Genomic DNA, 16,380 nt, shown 5'->3' with positions numbered 1-16,380 from the left:
TAAGTAAATAAAAAATTCGGATTTTAAGCAAAATCCGAACATTAATTCTTTATTTTTCCCATTAAGACTTTTAGCGTGAACATTAGCTTTTTATTCAAAACTTAATTTCTTGTCGTATGCTCTTATTTTTTCGTGTTTTCGCGAGCAATTCGTCGCTGTTCTTCTGCAATAAACGCCTTATTGTCAATTTCATGTTGCCAAACTGTTACCGTATCATATGCATGATTCATTGAATTCAATCCACCAAAGCCAGTATCGACCATCTTGCCCCAGCCTTTTGTACGATCTTTGCCAGATTCACTATTTTTCTTTCTTAACTTTTCACTTTTTTCTCCCCGCCGCTCTTTTAAGTACACTTCCATTTTTTCAGTTAGACTCATTTTCTTCTTCCTTTCTTTCCATCTGGCCAATCACAAAATAGTTTCCTTCCGGATCAGAAAAATTAAATGTCAAAACGCCGTTGTTGTCCATGATTTCACCAGGATTTTCCATTTGTTCATAGATTTCCTTAAATCGATCGGTAAAAAATAATATTGATGGAGGCGTACCTAATACTTCTGGTGAAAAGCGTTGCACAAAAACTTTAGGGAAAATACCTAATTCAAATTCAGAAGAGATTGCTACTATCACACTGTGGAACTCTTCTGGTAATTCAACTGTTTCGCTGACTGTCGCTCCAAGTTTTTCGACAAAAAACTGACTGATTTTTTCAACATCTTCTGCATAGAGCATCACACGAGTCTTACCGATCATTTTGTATCCTCCTTTTATTTCCTTTTGTATAGGGAAAATAATTACTTCTATTATATCACGAAAGCGGATTCTACCAAAAAAACCTCTACCAATACGAGAACACTTTCAAGCACATGGTAGAGAGTTCTTATTGGTGAGGATTGTTTTTTTAATTTATTGTTACTTCTGTTTGATTTTTTGTTAAAGTGTAATGATTGCTTGTCACATGGAATGTTTGATCGATCATTTTCTTTAATTCAAGGATTGCTTCGTTCCCACGTTTTGCTTGTTCTGGATTGATTGATTCGATGACCAAGACAGCATGCGCAGTTTCTTCGGTAAGCATTGTCCGCTGTGCTTCTCGCCAATTGAAGCAACGGCAAATAGCACCTTCTTCATCATAGTAGATGATTTCTTCTGGCAACGCTGGCACATCTTCGTCTGCTCCTAGAGGTAAGAAGTTTTCTCCACCTTTTGCCTTTCCTAAATGCATATCTCCTTGGATTTTCGCAATATCTTCCCCACCACATGGCACACCATATTTTAGTGAGATACTATTGTAAATATCTACCAAAGGATTGATTGGGTAAAATTCACGTTCTTGATTGGCCCTTTTCAATAATGCTTCAATAGAAGAGCGTGCCCCTTTTTTTGTTTTGAATTGCGCAAAAGCTTGGCGCCACTGTGCAATCACTTCATTTTGACTGAAGGGTTCTTCTGTTAGATACGTTCTTGCTTCTTTTGCTGCCTGATTCAATAAATGATGATAGGTTTCTTCTTGGTCTTCTTGGACACGATTATCGATACCTTCAACAGTTAAGACCTCGATCGTTGCTTCAGGGAAAACTTCCCAAAAAGTTGAGTCTACGATTACTTTATTCATTCATTTCTCCTCCATTGATTTTTTTGACAAAAATATAATCTGTTTGAGCGTCATCACCCATATAAAAAATATGTTCGCTATGATGTGAAAAACCATGTTTCTTGTAAAAGCGCAGTGCGGGGTGATTGTGTTCCCATACACCTAACCAAATTGCTTCTTTTTGTTGTTCTTGCGCTCGTTGGATAGCGAGTGCCATAAGTGTTGAGCCGATTCCATTTGCTTTAAATGCACTGCGTACATAGATCCGCTCAATTTCTAAAAAATGATCCCCCATTTTTTCTGATTGTGCTTGGTCAACATTTAGTTTCAAATAACCTGCGATCTCGCCGTCGACCATTGCCCAGTAAAATTCTGATTGTTCATTTTGCAGTTCTTTCATCAATTTATTGATCTCATATGCTTCATCTAAATAAATCCGCATCAGTTCCTCACTGTTATATTCGCCAAACGTATCTCGATAGGTTTCAATACTGATTGTTTGAAGAAGTTCCGCATCTGAAACGGTCATTTTCTTGATTTCGATTTTCTCCACTTGCCTATTCCTTTCAATAAATTCTCTTGTTGCCCTTTTTTACAAAATTCCAATCCTCACTCACATTTTGTCGAACTTTTTTTAACATCCTTTGCAATTGTTCAACTTCTTCTGATGTCAATCCTTTGAGTGCTACCTGATTGGAATAATGGTGTTCACGAATGATAAATGGATAGATTTTTTTACCTTTGTCTGTCGGATAGAGTTTCTTGATTTTTTTATTTGTCTGATCTGCCGTACTTTGGACCATCCCTTTTTCTTCTAACCGTTTGATTGCTCGTGCTGTCGTCGTGCGATCGACTTTGATCATTTCTGCTAGTTTTTCTTGGATGATTCCAGGATGTTCACAAATACGTACCAAATAAAGGTATTGACCTCTTGTTAATTCGATTTCTTTGAATTCAATATTGCTGATCGAATCCAAGGCTCGAGAAATCATCCCGATTTCTCTAATGATGTCGTCCATCTTGTCCTCCTTTGGTTAAATGTTAGTCTTATTTTACACTTTTTAGTTGCAAATGCAACAATTTTTAACCAAAAAAGAACGTTCAGCCCTGTTTATGTGGAAAGAGTATGTGGGACAAATCTAAAAATCAGGTTTGCTACAGACTCTCGAATAAACGGTGGGAGCAGAAGCAACTCCTTCTTAAATAAGCCGAAATTCACAAAAAATTGAAAAGCAATTTTCGTGAATTTCTTCTTATTTCCCGGAGTTAAACACTTCTGTCCCAGCCTCTTTTCTCCAATTTCTCAAACCTAAACGACTTTTGTTTCGACCTCTTTCCTCCACTTTCATTATACCTGAACGTCTTTTTGATTATTTAACGAGTTGCTTCCTCAATAGCCCCAACTATTGTGAACATTGCTCTTTTAACACAAGAGTTCCCCAATCAATTCTTGTGTTTTGGTCAATCCATCTGCTTGTAAGGAATGGACAATCTTAGATCCTACTACTACTCCATCGCAACACTGCGCAAATCGCCGGACATGTTCTGCTTTTGAAATGCCAAAACCTGCTAAAACAGGAATCGCACTTTTTTCTTTGATTTCTTTTAAATGCTCTGTCAGATTTTGCTGATAGGTTTTATTGACTCCAGTTGTTCCGTTGATCGTTACCGCATAGATAAAACCTTCTGCCTCTTTTACTAAGGTGTCGATTCGTTCACTCGGACTAGTCAAAGAAACCAATTGGATCAGTGCAATGTCGCCTAGATCAGGCAAAATCAAGTCACGGTGCTCATAAGGGAGATCCGGGATAACAACCCCTTGGACATGACAATCTTTTAAATCATCTACAAGTTTCTTCACACCGTAATGAAAGAATGAATTACTATATCCCATTAAAATCAATGGGACTGGTGAGTGATAATCTTGTAATACTGCAATGATTTTTTTTAGAGTTACCTGATGTTTGAAAGCATTCAAACCAGCTTCTTGAATAATGGGACCATCTGCTACTGGATCGGAAAAAGGAATCCCTAATTCAATTGCAGTTGCTCCGCTTTTTGCTAACATCTCGATTTCTTCTGGTAGATGTTCTAGGCCCTGTGCACCAGCCATGATATAAGGAATGAATAAAGGGTTTGTTGTTTGATTTTCCAAATAAAGGGTTAAAGGTTTCATGCTTGTTCCTCCATTTCTTTGATTTGTTGCACATCTTTGTCCCCACGACCCGATAAGCAAACGACGATCAATTCATCTTTAGCCATAGTTGGTGCTAATTTCATGACATGCGCTAACGCATGGGAACTTTCTAATGCTGGAATGATCCCCTCTTTTTCAGATAAAAGATGGAACGCTTCGACAGCTTCACAATCGGTGATCGCTGCATATTCTGCACGGCCACTAGTATATAAATAAGAATGTTCTGGCCCGATTCCTGGGTAATCCAGGCCTGCCGAAATAGAAAATGCTTCAATAACTTGCCCATCATCATCTTGAAGCAAGTGCATCTTCGCTCCATGCAGCACGCCAACACTTCCTTTATTGATCGATGCAGCATGTTCATTGGTATCCAAGCCATGCCCTGAAGCTTCAACACCAATCAATCGAACTGGATCATTGAGGAAAGGATAAAACAATCCCATTGAATTGCTTCCCCCACCAACACAGGCGATCGCCACATCTGGTAACCGGCCTTCTACTTCTAAAATCTGGCGACGTACTTCAGTTCCAATCACGCTTTGGTAATCCCGCACAATTTCAGGGAACGGATGCGGGCCTAGGACTGATCCCATGACGTAATGTGTATCTTCTACATGTTCGACCCAATAGCGTAATGCCTCGTTGACTGCATCTTTGAGTGTCTTGCTGCCAGAAGTCACACTAACTACCTTCGCACCTAATAATTCCATCCGAAAGACATTAAGCTCTTGGCGTTTGACATCTATTTCTCCCATAAAGATCGTACATTCCATCCCGAACAAAGCCGCCGCAGTAGCCGTAGCGACTCCATGTTGCCCTGCTCCTGTTTCCGCTACAACTTTCTTTTTACCCATTCGTTTGGCTAACAGTACTTGCCCTAATGCATTGTTGATTTTATGGGCTCCTGTATGATTCAAGTCTTCCCGTTTTAAATAGATCTTCGCACCACCAAGATGTTCTGTTAATCGTTGTGCAAAATAAAGTGGATTCTCACGTCCTACATATTGTTTTAAATAGTAGGCAAATTCTTTCTGGAATTTCTCATCTGTTTTTGTTTCTTCATAAGTTTCTGTCAATTCTTTGACTGCGTACATCAAGTTTTCTGGGACGAATTGTCCACCAAATTCCCCATAAAATCCTTGTTCATTCGGTTGTTGGTACATGTTGTTTCCTCCTTTTTTTCTACTGATAGACGGTTTTATGTCATGCCTTTTTATCGCGTTGCTTTCAACGGATCCTTTACGTTTCAGCTGTTATCAGCAATTCTCACTGCTTCACAAAATGCGCTGATTTTCGCTAGATCCTTTTTCCCATCTGTCTCGACACCACTTGATACATCTACTACTTTCGGATGGAAATAAGCAATGGCTTTTCCCACATTTTCAGCTGTCAAACCGCCAGCTAACCACAACTTTTCTTTTTCTAACTGCTGTACTGCTACAGCTGACCAATCAAAACACTGACCATTCCCGCCCATATATTTAGTAGGTGGGGCATCCAATAAAAGAAAATCTTCACCAGTTGCTACTGTCAATGACACGTTTTTAGTCACACTTTTTGCTCGAATAATCGGAACATCCAACTGCTGAAACTTTTTTTCTCCATGAATCTGAACGAAATCAAGTTGAGCGATCTTAATAATATCTTCGACGAATTCTTTTGTAGGTGAAACAAACACCCCGACTTTTTTTACTTTTTCAGGAAGATCTTGCGTAAGTGTACGAACGTTTTCGAGGGTGATTTTTCTTGGACTCTCTGCGAAAACAAATCCGAGATAAGAAGCCCCATATTGAATTGCTGTATCGATTGTAGCTTTTGTCGTCAATCCACAAATCTTGATCTCTGTCATCTTCTCGACACCTGCAATTCCTTTACTTTTTCTTCCACGTTTCCTGCTCTCATCAGCGTTTCACCCACCAATATTCCTTGATAATTTTGACTGATTTTCTCAACATCCTGAGCTGTTTTAAATCCAGACTCACTGATATAAATACATCGATCTTCTGGCTGACTCAAATCAATACTGGTCTGTAAGCTGACGTGGAAAGTCTTTAGGTTGCGATTATTGACCCCAATGATCGTAGCGCCGATTTCTTTTGCAGTTGCTAATTCCTGTGCATCGTGGGTTTCCACTAAGACTTCTAAGCCTAACTCAGTCGCATACTCATGCAATTTCTTCAATCTTACCTTTGGCAAAGCCGCAACAATCAGTAAAATCAGACTTGCACCTGCTTGTCTTGCTCGTACGATCTGCTGTTCATCAATAATGAAATCCTTACATAACACCGGTACATCGACTACTTGAGCAACTGCCGTCAAATCATGGATCGTTCCATTGAAAAAGACAGGATCGGTCAATACAGAAATGGCACTGACTCCAGCTGTTTCATATGTTTTCGCCTGCTGCAAAATATCAACCGTTCCATTGATCAGGCCTTTAGAAGGAGAAGCTCGTTTGATTTCGCCAATGATATTGACTTTTTTAGGATTTCCTTTTACCTTTTGATAAAAAGAAGGACGCTGCTTCTCTACTCGTTTTTCGACCGGCGTCAAGTTGTTCACTTCATTTGCTTTTTCTTTTAAGATTTTCTCTAAAAAATCCATCCGCTCACCTACTGTTCTTTTAATAAATTTTGTAATATATCAAATGCTGCACCTGATTGAATCACTTGTTCTGCTTCCTTGATGCCTTCTCTAATTGACTGAACTTTAGCACCTGCTAGAAAACCTAATCCCGCATTTAGGAGAACCGTTTCGTAATACGGTGTTTTCTCACCTTTTAATACCGATAATAGAATCTCTTTATTTTTTTGAACATCGCCTCCGGTAATAGCAGTCAATGGCAGTGACTCCAAGCCCACTTCTTCTGGTGAAAATGAAAACTCGCTGACTTTTCCTGACTGATAAAAAGCACAATGAGTCTTGCCGCCCAAATTGGCTTCGTCCATTCCCTGATAGCCATGAAGAACTAGTGCTTGTTTTCTCCCTAACTTTCCTAATGTTTCGGCAGTTGATGCTAGTGAATCTCCTGCATAGGTTCCCATCAGCTGGTACTCTAATAGATAGGGATTGATCAATGGACCAATTAAGTTAAAGATCGTGGGTGTAGCTAATTCTTTACGCACACTCATGACTGCTCTCATTGCAGGATGCATTGCAGGTGCAAAGAGAAAAACAATCCCAACGTTTTTTAAAAGATGATCGATTTGTTCTTTGCTGTTGGTGATGGTAACGCCTAATGCTTCCAACACATCTGCACTTCCAGAGCGACTTGAGATACTGCGATTGCCATGTTTTGCCATAGGGATTCCCCCACCAGCAAGAACAAATGCCGCTGTCGTACTGATATTGAAACTTTGTGAATGATCGCCACCAGTACCACAATTATCCATTACCCCAGTTGGTGCTTTTTCCATTGGAATCGCCCGCTTTTGCATCACATGAGCCAAGCCTATCAATTCTTCTGTACTTGCCCCTTTTACCTTCAACCCGATCAACACACCGCTGATCTGGTTTGCGGTCACTTCTTGATCAAACATCGCAGTCGCTAATTGTTCCATTTGTGCTTGTGATAAATCTTTTTGCTGATAGATACGTTCAAATAGTTGTTGCATCAGTAATCCCAGCTTTCTGTAAAAATTCTGTTAAATAGTCTTCCCCATTTTCAGTACCGATAGATTCTGGATGGAATTGCAGTCCATATATCGGGTATTCCCGATGTTTCAGTGCCATGATGTAGCCATCCACTTCTGCGGTGATACACAGTTCTTCCGGAAAATGTTCTTTTGACACAATCAATGAATGATAACGCATGATTTTCTTGTGGTTGATCACCGATTGCTTCCCATGCATGATTGTGGGTGCAGATACGATCTTTGCACCAAATACTTCACCAATGGCTTGATGCCCCAGACATATCCCTAAAATTGGTTTCGTTTGATAGAACAATCGGATCAATTTTTCTAAATCACCTGCTTCTACTGGTTTTCCAGGTCCCGGTGAAAGAATGATGCCATCTGCTTTGCGAGCGACTTCCAACAGTCGTTGGTCGTCATTTCGTAAGACGATGATCTCCGTATCTGGAAGTAAATGAACCAAGTTATACGTAAAAGAATCATAATTATCGACTAATAAAATCATTTTCTTACCTCCAATAACCCTTTCGCTTTTTGTAATGTTTCAAAATACTCGCTTGTCGGATCAGAATCATAAACAATCCCCGCACCTGCTTGCACGTACGCTTTTTTACCTTTCACTACCATCGTGCGAATAGCAATGGCAAAATCCGCTTGGTTGTCTTGCGAAAAGTAGCCAACTGCGCCGGCATAAATCGAGCGTTTCACTGGCTCCCACTCGTAAATGCGTGTCATTGCGCGAATCTTAGGTGCCCCGCTGACCGTTCCTGCCGGTAAAGTTGCTTTCAACGCATCCATCGCAGAAAAGCCAGTTTTCAATCGGGCTTGCACAAGTGAAACGATATGCATGACAAAGCGGTAACGTTCAACTGTCATGAAAAGAGGAACAGTTACAGAACCATGTTGTGCGACTTTCCCCAGATCATTACGCCCTAGATCGACTAACATCTGGTGTTCTGCAATTTCTTTCGGATCGCTTATCAGTTCTTTCGCTAATTGATCATCCAACTCTTTACCTGCCCCACGTTTTCGAGTACCAGCAATCGGGTTCGTTGTCACGATCTCCCCTTTGACTCGAACTAAACTTTCAGGGGAACTCCCGATAATCGTTGCTTGAGGGAATGGTAAAAAATAAAGATAAGAAGAAGGGCTGGTCACTCGTAATTGTCGATAGTAATCAAAAGGATCAATCGTAAAATCTACGCTTAATAGTTGCGAAGGAACCACTTGGAATAAATCACCCTCTCTGATTTTTTGTTTTGCTTCTGTAACGATCTGTTCAAATTTTTCTTGTGAAAAATTACTCTTGAATTGTAAGGACAACGAAGGTAACTCACTTCCTTCTGCTTCATTCATTGTTCTGATTTTTTGTTCGATAGTTTCTAATCGTTGTGCTAACACTTCTTCCATTTCATGGCTGTAGCTATTGCTCGCAACGATAGTTATTTCTTGCTGTTGATGATCATAGATCACGAATGATTCGTAGAGATAAAATTGCATGTCTGGTAAGCCCAATTCATCTTCTGGAATCGTTCCGATCTCCTCGTAACACGCTGCAATGTCATAGCCTACATAGCCAATCGCCCCACCTTGAAATGGGAGCTCTTCATGTAGTTCTTCTTCAACCAACACGTATTTTTCAAGTTCTTTCAGCGGGTCCTTACAGCGGTACATCGTTTCATCAAACGAAAACTCTCCTTCTGCATATTTGACGTGATGCGCTGGATCAAATGCAATGACTGAATATCTGCCATTTTCTTTTTCTCTGGGGATACTTTCCAATAAACAACTTTTTTCATCTCGCAGGCGATAATACAAATTGATTGGCGTTAAACAATCGCCATTGATTTTCTTCGTTTTTCTCATTTTTTTCTCTTCCTTCCTTTTATGTAAACAAAAAAGCCCCCAAGTCAGACGAAGTCCAACTTGAGGGCGGATGTACCACGGTGCCACCTCAATCATATGCTAAAAAAGCATGTCTCGATCGACCATCTAACAATGGTCTTTCTCTGTAACGGGAGTTCCCGTCATCCCCTACTTTGGTTCAAGGATGCTCGGACAAGTCCATTCACTAAGCAAAAAATACTTCCTTCTCATCATCGGAAATTTTCTGTGATTTTTCTTTTCTTAGCTACTTCTCTTGTCATTGATTTTTTTATCTAAAATACAAAAAAGCCCCCAAGTCAGACGAAGTCCAACTTGAGGGCGGAAATTCCACGGTGCCACCTCAATCATATGCTAAAAAAGCATATCTCTATCGACCGTCTAACAACGGTCTTTCTCTATAACGGGAGTACCCGGAAGTCCCTACTTGATTCAACACTTCAGTCCAAAAGTCCATTTCACATAACCCACTTACTGATTCGCAGCCCCATCAGCTCTCTGAAAAGATCGATCCTGTTACTTCTCTTTTGTAAGACACTTATTTTCGATAATAATACGCTCTCTTATTTTACTTGTCAATACTTTTTTTAGTCAAAATAAGGTAACGATCCGTTGGCTAAAATTACCAATTGTTCCTTCGTCGTTCGCTTGATCGATAATGGTGGCAACTCATCTAAAGCAAAAAAAGCACTATTTGATGTTTCACTATTTTCCACAAATGAACCGGCTAGGATAGTACATGAAAAAACAAGCTTATAATATTGAAAAAGTTGCGGAACATCTTTTCTTACATTCGTATCAAATAAAGCAAGTAGTTTATCTGCTGTCACGATGAGCCCTGTCTCTTCTTCAACTTCTTTTTCGATATTTTCTTTAGGCGAAAGCCCAACTTCTGCAAATCCCCCCGGCAGTGCCCATTCCTTTGTCCTCTTATCTTCAATCAATAGAACTTTATTCTCTTGCTTGATGTAGGCTCGAACATCGATTTTCGGTGTGGGGTATCCTTCGTTTTTCTCTGTTAAACGAAATAGTTCAGCTGAAGTTTCTGTACCGATCCCACTCAATAATTCAAGAGCTATCATCCGCAGCTCTTCATATCTTTCTTTATCAAATACGTCTTTTCCGTAAAGTAAGCCTGCTTCTGCAATCGTCAATAGCCTTCTGTACTGATCGAATCTGGTCTGCATCTCGTTTCTCCTTTATCAACATCCTTTTCTCAAGTATAAAGATGTTTTGATCAACTGACAAATCCGTCCACTTGAACGTAGCACAATTTTAATTTTTCCAACTGATTTATGATTACGCAACAGAATTTTAATGGTTAAGTCTTCAATACAGATAGCATCGTAGCTTTTGATTATTTTTGTACTCAATTTATTACTTTTTCGTGAAGACAAGTCACTTGTTGTTTAGCTAGTAAAATACATCTAGGTAGCTTGGGTAATTCACGTTTTAGTTTATTTTCCATTTTTGATGTGAATCTGTTATTATCAATTTCTTGACTATTCGAACATATGGCAAAATCAGTAGCATCTGAGTCCATACCAATTGCAGAATTGACTTTAGGATATTTAAGGACAACGGCAAAGAATTTACCACTTGAATTCTTTTGAATAATAGCATCTAAAATTCGCCAAATACTATTTACAAAAAATAGGTACTACCTGAAACTTCACTAACGGGCAGTACCTATTTTTTAAATAATGGACGTCTATAATAGATATACTAAATATAAGCTTCTTTTTGTGTTCAAAATTCAGATTAACTATATCCGATTTTTGAATTTTTTTATTTTCAAATGAGGCTGGGACAGAAGTGTTTAACTCCGAGAAATAAGAAGAAATTCACGAAAATTGCTTTTAAAATTTTTGTGAATTTCGGCTTATTTAAGAAGGAGTTACTTCTGCTCCCACCGTTTATTCGTTTTTAAAGTATGAGACAAAAGTGTTTCTTACTTTTGTCCCACGCTCTTCAATTGATTTTTCAATTCATTTTGAATCCGTGTCAACTCTCTATCTTCTATTTTTTGATAAGATATTCCTTGTTCACCTGTTGTTCCGTCTCCAATAAATCCACTTCCTTCTAACTGATCCGATTCCACATCTTTCAGTGCTGGTCTATAGTGTTTAAAAATAGTTTGTATCATTTCCCATGAAATATCAGTTTTCATGTTTTCTCCAATAATTTTTAGTATTTCATTATAATTTGTTAAAGTATTCAGTGATTTTAGTTTATTCAAAATGCTCGTTAAAACTTGCCTTTGTCGATCTTGACGACCGTAATCTCCATTAGGATCATCATAACGCATGCGACAATATTTAAGTGCCTTTTTTCCATCTAAATGTAGTTTACCAATTGGGAAATCCGTACCTTCATAATTAAAACTGAAGGCATTACTTACATCCACTCCCCCAATAAAATCAATCAATTCTTGAATTCCTTTTAAATTAATTTGTGCATAATAATCAATAGAAATATCTAGTAAATTTTCGGTAGTAGAAATCGCCATTGGAACACCACCATAAGCATATGCATGGTTGATTTTGTCTTTTTTACCATAGCCAATTATGTCTGTAAAGGTATCCCTTGGTATACTAACTAGTGTTGTAGTTTCTTTATTGGGATTGACTGTAGCAACAATCATCGTATCTGTTCTTCCTTGACCTTCCAAGATCACCGCTATCAGTTCCAAGTAACAATATAGAAAAAGGTTCGCCTGATTTTTTGGTAGTTTTAGATTCATGATCAACAACCTCGTATGATTCATTTGCTGTTTCTTTAACATCAAAATAAAATTTCCCGGCGTAGCCTATGATTGCAATTACAATAACAACTATTGAAATTAAAATAGACAGAAATATTTTTTTTATAATCAACATATTTCCCCCTTCTTTTTAAATAATTAACTATCGTATTATAAATTTTAATTTGTTACTTCCTTCAAAAAATCAATTTCAGTTGCAATTGCATTCAATATTCTTTCACTAGATTGTCCATCCCCATATGGATTGGAAGCTTTTGACATTTTTTATATTCTGTATCATTTTCAATTAAATTTTTTATTTCGTTATAAACTTTTTCTTCATTTTTTTGTCTAGATCATATCCAGTTGGAGCCTTCGTTTCCACCAACTGATAGTTTCCTGGTGTCAATCCATCGATTGCTAGTTTGCCGTTTTCGTCTGTACTCAATCCACTTTGTACGACGGTTCCATCTTTATCTTGTAATTCGAATACTGCGCCAGCCAAGCCTTCGCCTGTCTGATCATCTGTTTTTGTTAGTACTACTCCTCCAGAAGCTAAAGAATTCGTCGCAGATAAAATAACTGGAGTTTCTTGCCCAGAAACAACTGTAAATGGAATTGAGCTTGAATCAATTTGGTAGTTTTCAGGAGCTTTAGTTTCTATAAAACTATAATTTCCAGGAGCCAATAATCCTGTATTTATTTTTCCATTAGAATCTGAAACTAGATTCTCAATAACTGTTTTACCATTACTATCAATAACTTTAAACACAGCACCAGCTAATGGATTCTTATTTTCAGCTGCTAATTTTGTTAAATAAGCACTTCCATCTAAGATAGTTACAGCATCATTACTATAAATATTTGTTCCATTATAATTGATAGAAGCCTTGTTTACGATTTGGTCCCCAGATTTTGCATTTTCATTATTATATGAAACATCAAATACTATAGTCAGGCTTTCTCCTTCATCTAGAGTATCCAATAGTGTGTAGGAAATATTTCTAGCAACAGAATCATATGTGGGCTCTGATACCCTAGAATTATCTTTTGAAATAGTTTTAGTATAAGTCGTATATTCTGGAAGGGTATCATTTATAACTGTTCCAGCAGGAATACTTCCACTTGAACTTTTTAGTGTTAAAGTATATTCCAAAATCCCTTCGGTATCTGCCAATGTACTTTGTTTCACTTTTTTATTTAAAGAAATACCATTATATGACGAGTTATCTAAAGCCATATACGAATCATAGCTTGTTACAAGAGAAGAATTAGATAGGATTTCGGCGTGGTTAGTCTTTACGCCAAATTCTTCCGGAGTTGGATTGCCTAATATCTTTTCTCCATACATCACCACATAGCTATCACTTGCTGTAAGATCACCGAAATCAATTGTAAATCCTTGACCATCAACAGATATTTTATTTTTTAATTCATTTGTTACGTACTTCCATGCACTTGGTGTACCATCTTCTTTTCTTTCAGTCACCTTTGCAATTCTTATATGTTGATATGGAGTCAAATCACCAACAGCTGGGATATACGTATCTGGATCTGTCAATTGTGTTCCTTCAGGAGTTTGGTCCGTTAGTGTTACATTCTTCATAGATCTTTGATCATAATTTATCGTTATCGCATAAATATTTGATTTTGGTTTATCTAGACTCATAAGTGCAACTTCATTTCCATCTATTATTTTTTTAGGTCTAGTACTCCACTTTGATAAATTTGGCAAGTTATTATTTAGTCTACTTATTGATGAAGATAACTTATCACTACTAACTAACTTATCTCCCTTATAAAAATCAACAGGAAATTCGACAGAATCAGGTATATTTTCATCTCCTTGATTAATAATTGGTACAACAAATTTTATCGTAAAAGTATATCCTACTGCATCTTCTTGAGAAATTTTTGTATGATCATAACAAACTGTCAACACATAATTGTCATTGCTATCAGTTTTAAGTGGTGAATCATCTAAATAAAAAGGATCTCCTATGACGAGTTTTTCTAAAATATCATTTTTATCTTGAACAATTGTATGAGGAATGGTTATTTGAATTTTCCCATCTTCGTTAAGCTACCCAGCTGAAGAAGATAAATGTATATTCAATTCAACTTGTTGGCGTGATTCAACAATGCTAGGTCCGCTAATAGATACTCCTGGATCATCACCTGCAATTCTATCATTATTTTCTAAGGCCACTCCAATGAGTGGAAAAAGACCAAGTTGGCCTATTATTAAAACAAAACTAGTGAATAAGTTTAACAGTAAAATGTAACTTCTTTTATTCAAAATCATAACCTCTCTCACTTAATAATATATTTTTTGACAAACATCTCATAAGTTTACCCAATTGTGTTTTTCCTGGTTTACTTTTAGGAAAATAATATGAACTTTCTAAAATAGCTAAATCAGCTTCGATTTTCTTTAAATGATCAGCTATCTTTCTTTTATCTTCCCTGAACAAATCAATACGAGTATTACTAACTATCAGCATTTGTCTTTCTTCGTTGAACATTAACTTTTGAGAATCGTTTGTCATCCTAATCCTTTTATTAGAAATCATACTTTCTATCTCTAACGTCTGACTGATATGATATATTTCTTGCTTACTTAATAATAAAAAACATAAAAAAATGAAAAAAATTTCACCCATCCTACATCCTTTTCGATTTATTTTTGACGTCAACAATAGCATCTCCAAACATTTCCCAGTCAAGTGGAGTCGGAGGTCTTTTCCAGATGATTTGTGTTATTGATAGAGATTCAATCACAGAATCTGATACAAAAATATCCGTTTTTGAGGTTAATCGATTCTCCAAAATAATACTTAAATTTTTGAATCCTTTAATCTGATTTTGAATAAAATTTGTGTATAACTCACCCAAAGAAAAATCGACACACACATAAACAGGTACTTCAACTAAAGGATAATCATTGATTAATAAAAATACATATTCAAAAAAAGCTGATTTACTAGTGTCCCGTCTCCAAAAAGTAAATCGTTGTCTTAATTTGCTAATGCTTGCGCAACCGCATAACTATATTTTGGATAGACTTCAAAAAAGTAATTTGTCTGATCATCGGAATTAAAAGAAGATAATATAAAATCGAAAATTTTATGATCTCTATTCAAATTGATTAATTTTTTTTCAAAACTTACTTGTTTTTTGTCTCCTTTAATATTTAATTCACTGGCAATTTTTTCTGATACCTCTCTACTTGTTTTATCGATATCTTTAAATTTCATTTCTTTCATTTTAATAGGTATTTCGTCTACTCCTATTGATTTTAAAAATCCTAAAAGATATCGAACTTCTTTTTTTCCTTTTTCTACTTCTTCAATAAGTAATAGGTTCGCTATTTCATTAAATATTCTGTCAGCAGCAGCTTCTTTTTTTATCCAAGAAAAATAATCTTCTTCTTCAGACAAATAGAATCCGTTTCTTAATCTACATAATAGAATTCCAATCAATAAATCCAATTTTACTGTTTCTGTTTTACTTAATTTCAAATGAAATAGAAATGATAAATATTTAGTTAAAGATTTTATTTGTTGTACTATTAACTTCGAAAAAGGAAGTTCAATTCCATTATAAATTTCAAAATATATAGAAAAAACAATGTTGCGTAAGCTAATTTCATTTCCTAATAATCTTCCATTTTTGATTTTAATCCCATATGTAGACAAAAAATTTTTTATTAATCGTTGTCTTACATATATAGTTGGTAACGCAAAATAGTATTGTTTACTGAATTCTTTAACAGTCATACTTTCTTCCAAAAAACATTTAAATAGCAAAAAGGTAGGAGCGTTTTTGAAATATTCCAAACGTAATCTTTTAACAATAGAATAATCAATATTTATAGGACGAATAACCATACCATCATTGATGATTTTAGGATTTGTTTCAAATTGAGTAAGTTCATAATTCAATTCATCCATAATTTTCTTTATTCTTAATTCACTAATTCCTATAAAAGAAACAAGATCCGTTAATAGAATATTTTTATCTTTTCTTAACTCAATATAACGTAAAACTGAGAGTTTCATTCTTTCTCTATCTTCTAAAAAAAATTCTAATTCCATTCCAGCCTCCTTTCTTTAAGTACCAACAACTCTCATATAAATAAAATACATCGAAAATAAAGAAAAAAAAGAATCGTTACTAACATTTTTTATATAAAATAATGTTATTTTTATAGAATTTATATAACGTAGATATTTAACAAATAAAATTTAGATAAAGTCCATATAATTGTGTAAAAGATAAAAGGCCATGTAACAGCCCTTTTACGGTACAATGTTTTTAACCACAA

17 protein-coding genes, 2 pseudogenes and 2 other annotated features are annotated in these 16,380 nt (G+C 36.3%); all 19 genes and pseudogenes read right to left on the bottom strand.

All coding sequences use genetic code 11. The annotated features are described in order from the left end of the window. Positions 1–122: 122 nt before the first annotated feature. A complete protein-coding gene (locus DVW83_RS12340; protein ID WP_104660373.1) occupies positions 123–380 on the bottom strand; it encodes a hypothetical protein in 258 nt (85 codons plus the stop codon). Further along, positions 367–753 carry a VOC family protein gene (locus DVW83_RS12335; RefSeq protein WP_104660372.1) on the bottom strand — a complete coding sequence of 129 codons (387 nt, stop codon included), beginning with the start codon at positions 751–753 and terminating at the stop codon, positions 367–369. The genes DVW83_RS12340 and DVW83_RS12335 overlap by 14 nt, the downstream gene beginning before the upstream one ends. 148 nt (positions 754–901) lie before the next feature. Then, on the bottom strand, positions 902–1,615 hold the full coding sequence (locus tag DVW83_RS12330; protein ID WP_104660371.1) for a B3/B4 domain-containing protein: 714 nt from the start codon (positions 1,613–1,615) through the stop codon (positions 902–904). Next, entirely contained in the window at positions 1,608–2,147 is a 540-nt protein-coding gene (locus DVW83_RS12325; RefSeq protein WP_104660370.1) for a GNAT family N-acetyltransferase, read from the bottom strand. The genes DVW83_RS12330 and DVW83_RS12325 overlap by 8 nt, the downstream gene beginning before the upstream one ends. A gap of 13 nt (positions 2,148–2,160) precedes the next feature. Then, on the bottom strand, positions 2,161–2,613 hold the full coding sequence (locus DVW83_RS12320; protein WP_104660369.1) for a MarR family winged helix-turn-helix transcriptional regulator: 453 nt from the start codon (positions 2,611–2,613) through the stop codon (positions 2,161–2,163). Between the two features lie 146 nt (positions 2,614–2,759). Next, a pseudogene (locus DVW83_RS16010) lies at positions 2,760–2,894 on the bottom strand (DUF3788 family protein); the annotation flags it as partial. A gap of 123 nt (positions 2,895–3,017) precedes the next feature. Next, positions 3,018–3,770 (bottom strand): tryptophan synthase subunit alpha, encoded by a 753-nt coding sequence (gene trpA, locus DVW83_RS12310; protein WP_104661929.1) that lies wholly within the window; start codon positions 3,768–3,770, stop codon positions 3,018–3,020. Beyond that, positions 3,767–4,954 carry a tryptophan synthase subunit beta gene (gene trpB / locus DVW83_RS12305; protein ID WP_137239431.1) on the bottom strand — a complete coding sequence of 396 codons (1,188 nt, stop codon included), beginning with the start codon at positions 4,952–4,954 and terminating at the stop codon, positions 3,767–3,769. The genes trpA and trpB overlap by 4 nt, the downstream gene beginning before the upstream one ends. An 83-nt stretch (positions 4,955–5,037) precedes the next feature. After that, positions 5,038–5,640, bottom strand: a complete 603-nt coding sequence (locus DVW83_RS12300) for a phosphoribosylanthranilate isomerase (RefSeq protein ID WP_104661927.1) — start codon at positions 5,638–5,640, stop codon at positions 5,038–5,040. Next, positions 5,637–6,395, bottom strand: a complete 759-nt coding sequence (trpC, locus tag DVW83_RS12295; protein ID WP_104661926.1) for an indole-3-glycerol phosphate synthase TrpC — start codon at positions 6,393–6,395, stop codon at positions 5,637–5,639. The genes DVW83_RS12300 and trpC overlap by 4 nt, the downstream gene beginning before the upstream one ends. 8 nt (positions 6,396–6,403) lie before the next feature. Continuing rightward, positions 6,404–7,405, bottom strand: a complete 1,002-nt coding sequence (gene trpD / locus DVW83_RS12290; RefSeq protein ID WP_104661925.1) for an anthranilate phosphoribosyltransferase — start codon at positions 7,403–7,405, stop codon at positions 6,404–6,406. Beyond that, positions 7,389–7,931: an anthranilate synthase component II gene (locus DVW83_RS12285; protein WP_104661924.1), complete on the bottom strand. Its 543-nt coding sequence runs from the start codon at positions 7,929–7,931 to the stop codon at positions 7,389–7,391. The genes trpD and DVW83_RS12285 overlap by 17 nt, the downstream gene beginning before the upstream one ends. Next, positions 7,928–9,292: an anthranilate synthase component I gene (gene trpE / locus DVW83_RS12280; protein ID WP_137239429.1), complete on the bottom strand. Its 1,365-nt coding sequence runs from the start codon at positions 9,290–9,292 to the stop codon at positions 7,928–7,930. The genes DVW83_RS12285 and trpE overlap by 4 nt, the downstream gene beginning before the upstream one ends. A 59-nt stretch (positions 9,293–9,351) precedes the next feature. Next, positions 9,352–9,582 (bottom strand) — a binding site (T-box leader). A gap of 42 nt (positions 9,583–9,624) precedes the next feature. Beyond that, positions 9,625–9,852: a binding site (T-box leader), on the bottom strand. 45 nt (positions 9,853–9,897) lie between these two features. Continuing rightward, positions 9,898–10,497, bottom strand: a complete 600-nt coding sequence (locus tag DVW83_RS12275; RefSeq protein ID WP_104661922.1) for an NUDIX hydrolase — start codon at positions 10,495–10,497, stop codon at positions 9,898–9,900. Between the two features lie 764 nt (positions 10,498–11,261). Further along, a pseudogene (locus DVW83_RS12270) lies at positions 11,262–12,189 on the bottom strand (LCP family glycopolymer transferase). Positions 12,190–12,369: 180 nt separating this feature from the next. Then, positions 12,370–13,992, bottom strand: coding sequence for an MSCRAMM family protein (locus DVW83_RS16140; protein ID WP_123862967.1), 1,623 nt, complete (start codon positions 13,990–13,992; stop codon positions 12,370–12,372). 144 nt (positions 13,993–14,136) lie between these two features. After that, entirely contained in the window at positions 14,137–14,352 is a 216-nt protein-coding gene (locus DVW83_RS12260; protein ID WP_123862968.1) for a hypothetical protein, read from the bottom strand. Then, complete coding sequence (locus DVW83_RS12255; RefSeq protein WP_123862969.1) at positions 14,345–14,716, bottom strand: hypothetical protein; 372 nt, start codon at positions 14,714–14,716, stop codon at positions 14,345–14,347. Before DVW83_RS12255 ends, DVW83_RS12260 begins: the two co-directional genes overlap by 8 nt. A 354-nt stretch (positions 14,717–15,070) precedes the next feature. Beyond that, complete coding sequence (locus tag DVW83_RS12250; protein ID WP_104662043.1) at positions 15,071–16,150, bottom strand: helix-turn-helix domain-containing protein; 1,080 nt, start codon at positions 16,148–16,150, stop codon at positions 15,071–15,073. Positions 16,151–16,380: the final 230 nt, after the last annotated feature.

The organism is Enterococcus sp. VV15, from assembly GCF_005236045.1.
In the GTDB taxonomy this organism is placed as follows: Bacteria; Bacillota; Bacilli; order Lactobacillales; family Enterococcaceae; genus Enterococcus_B; species Enterococcus_B durans.
This window is presented reverse-complemented; position numbering and strand designations above follow the sequence as displayed.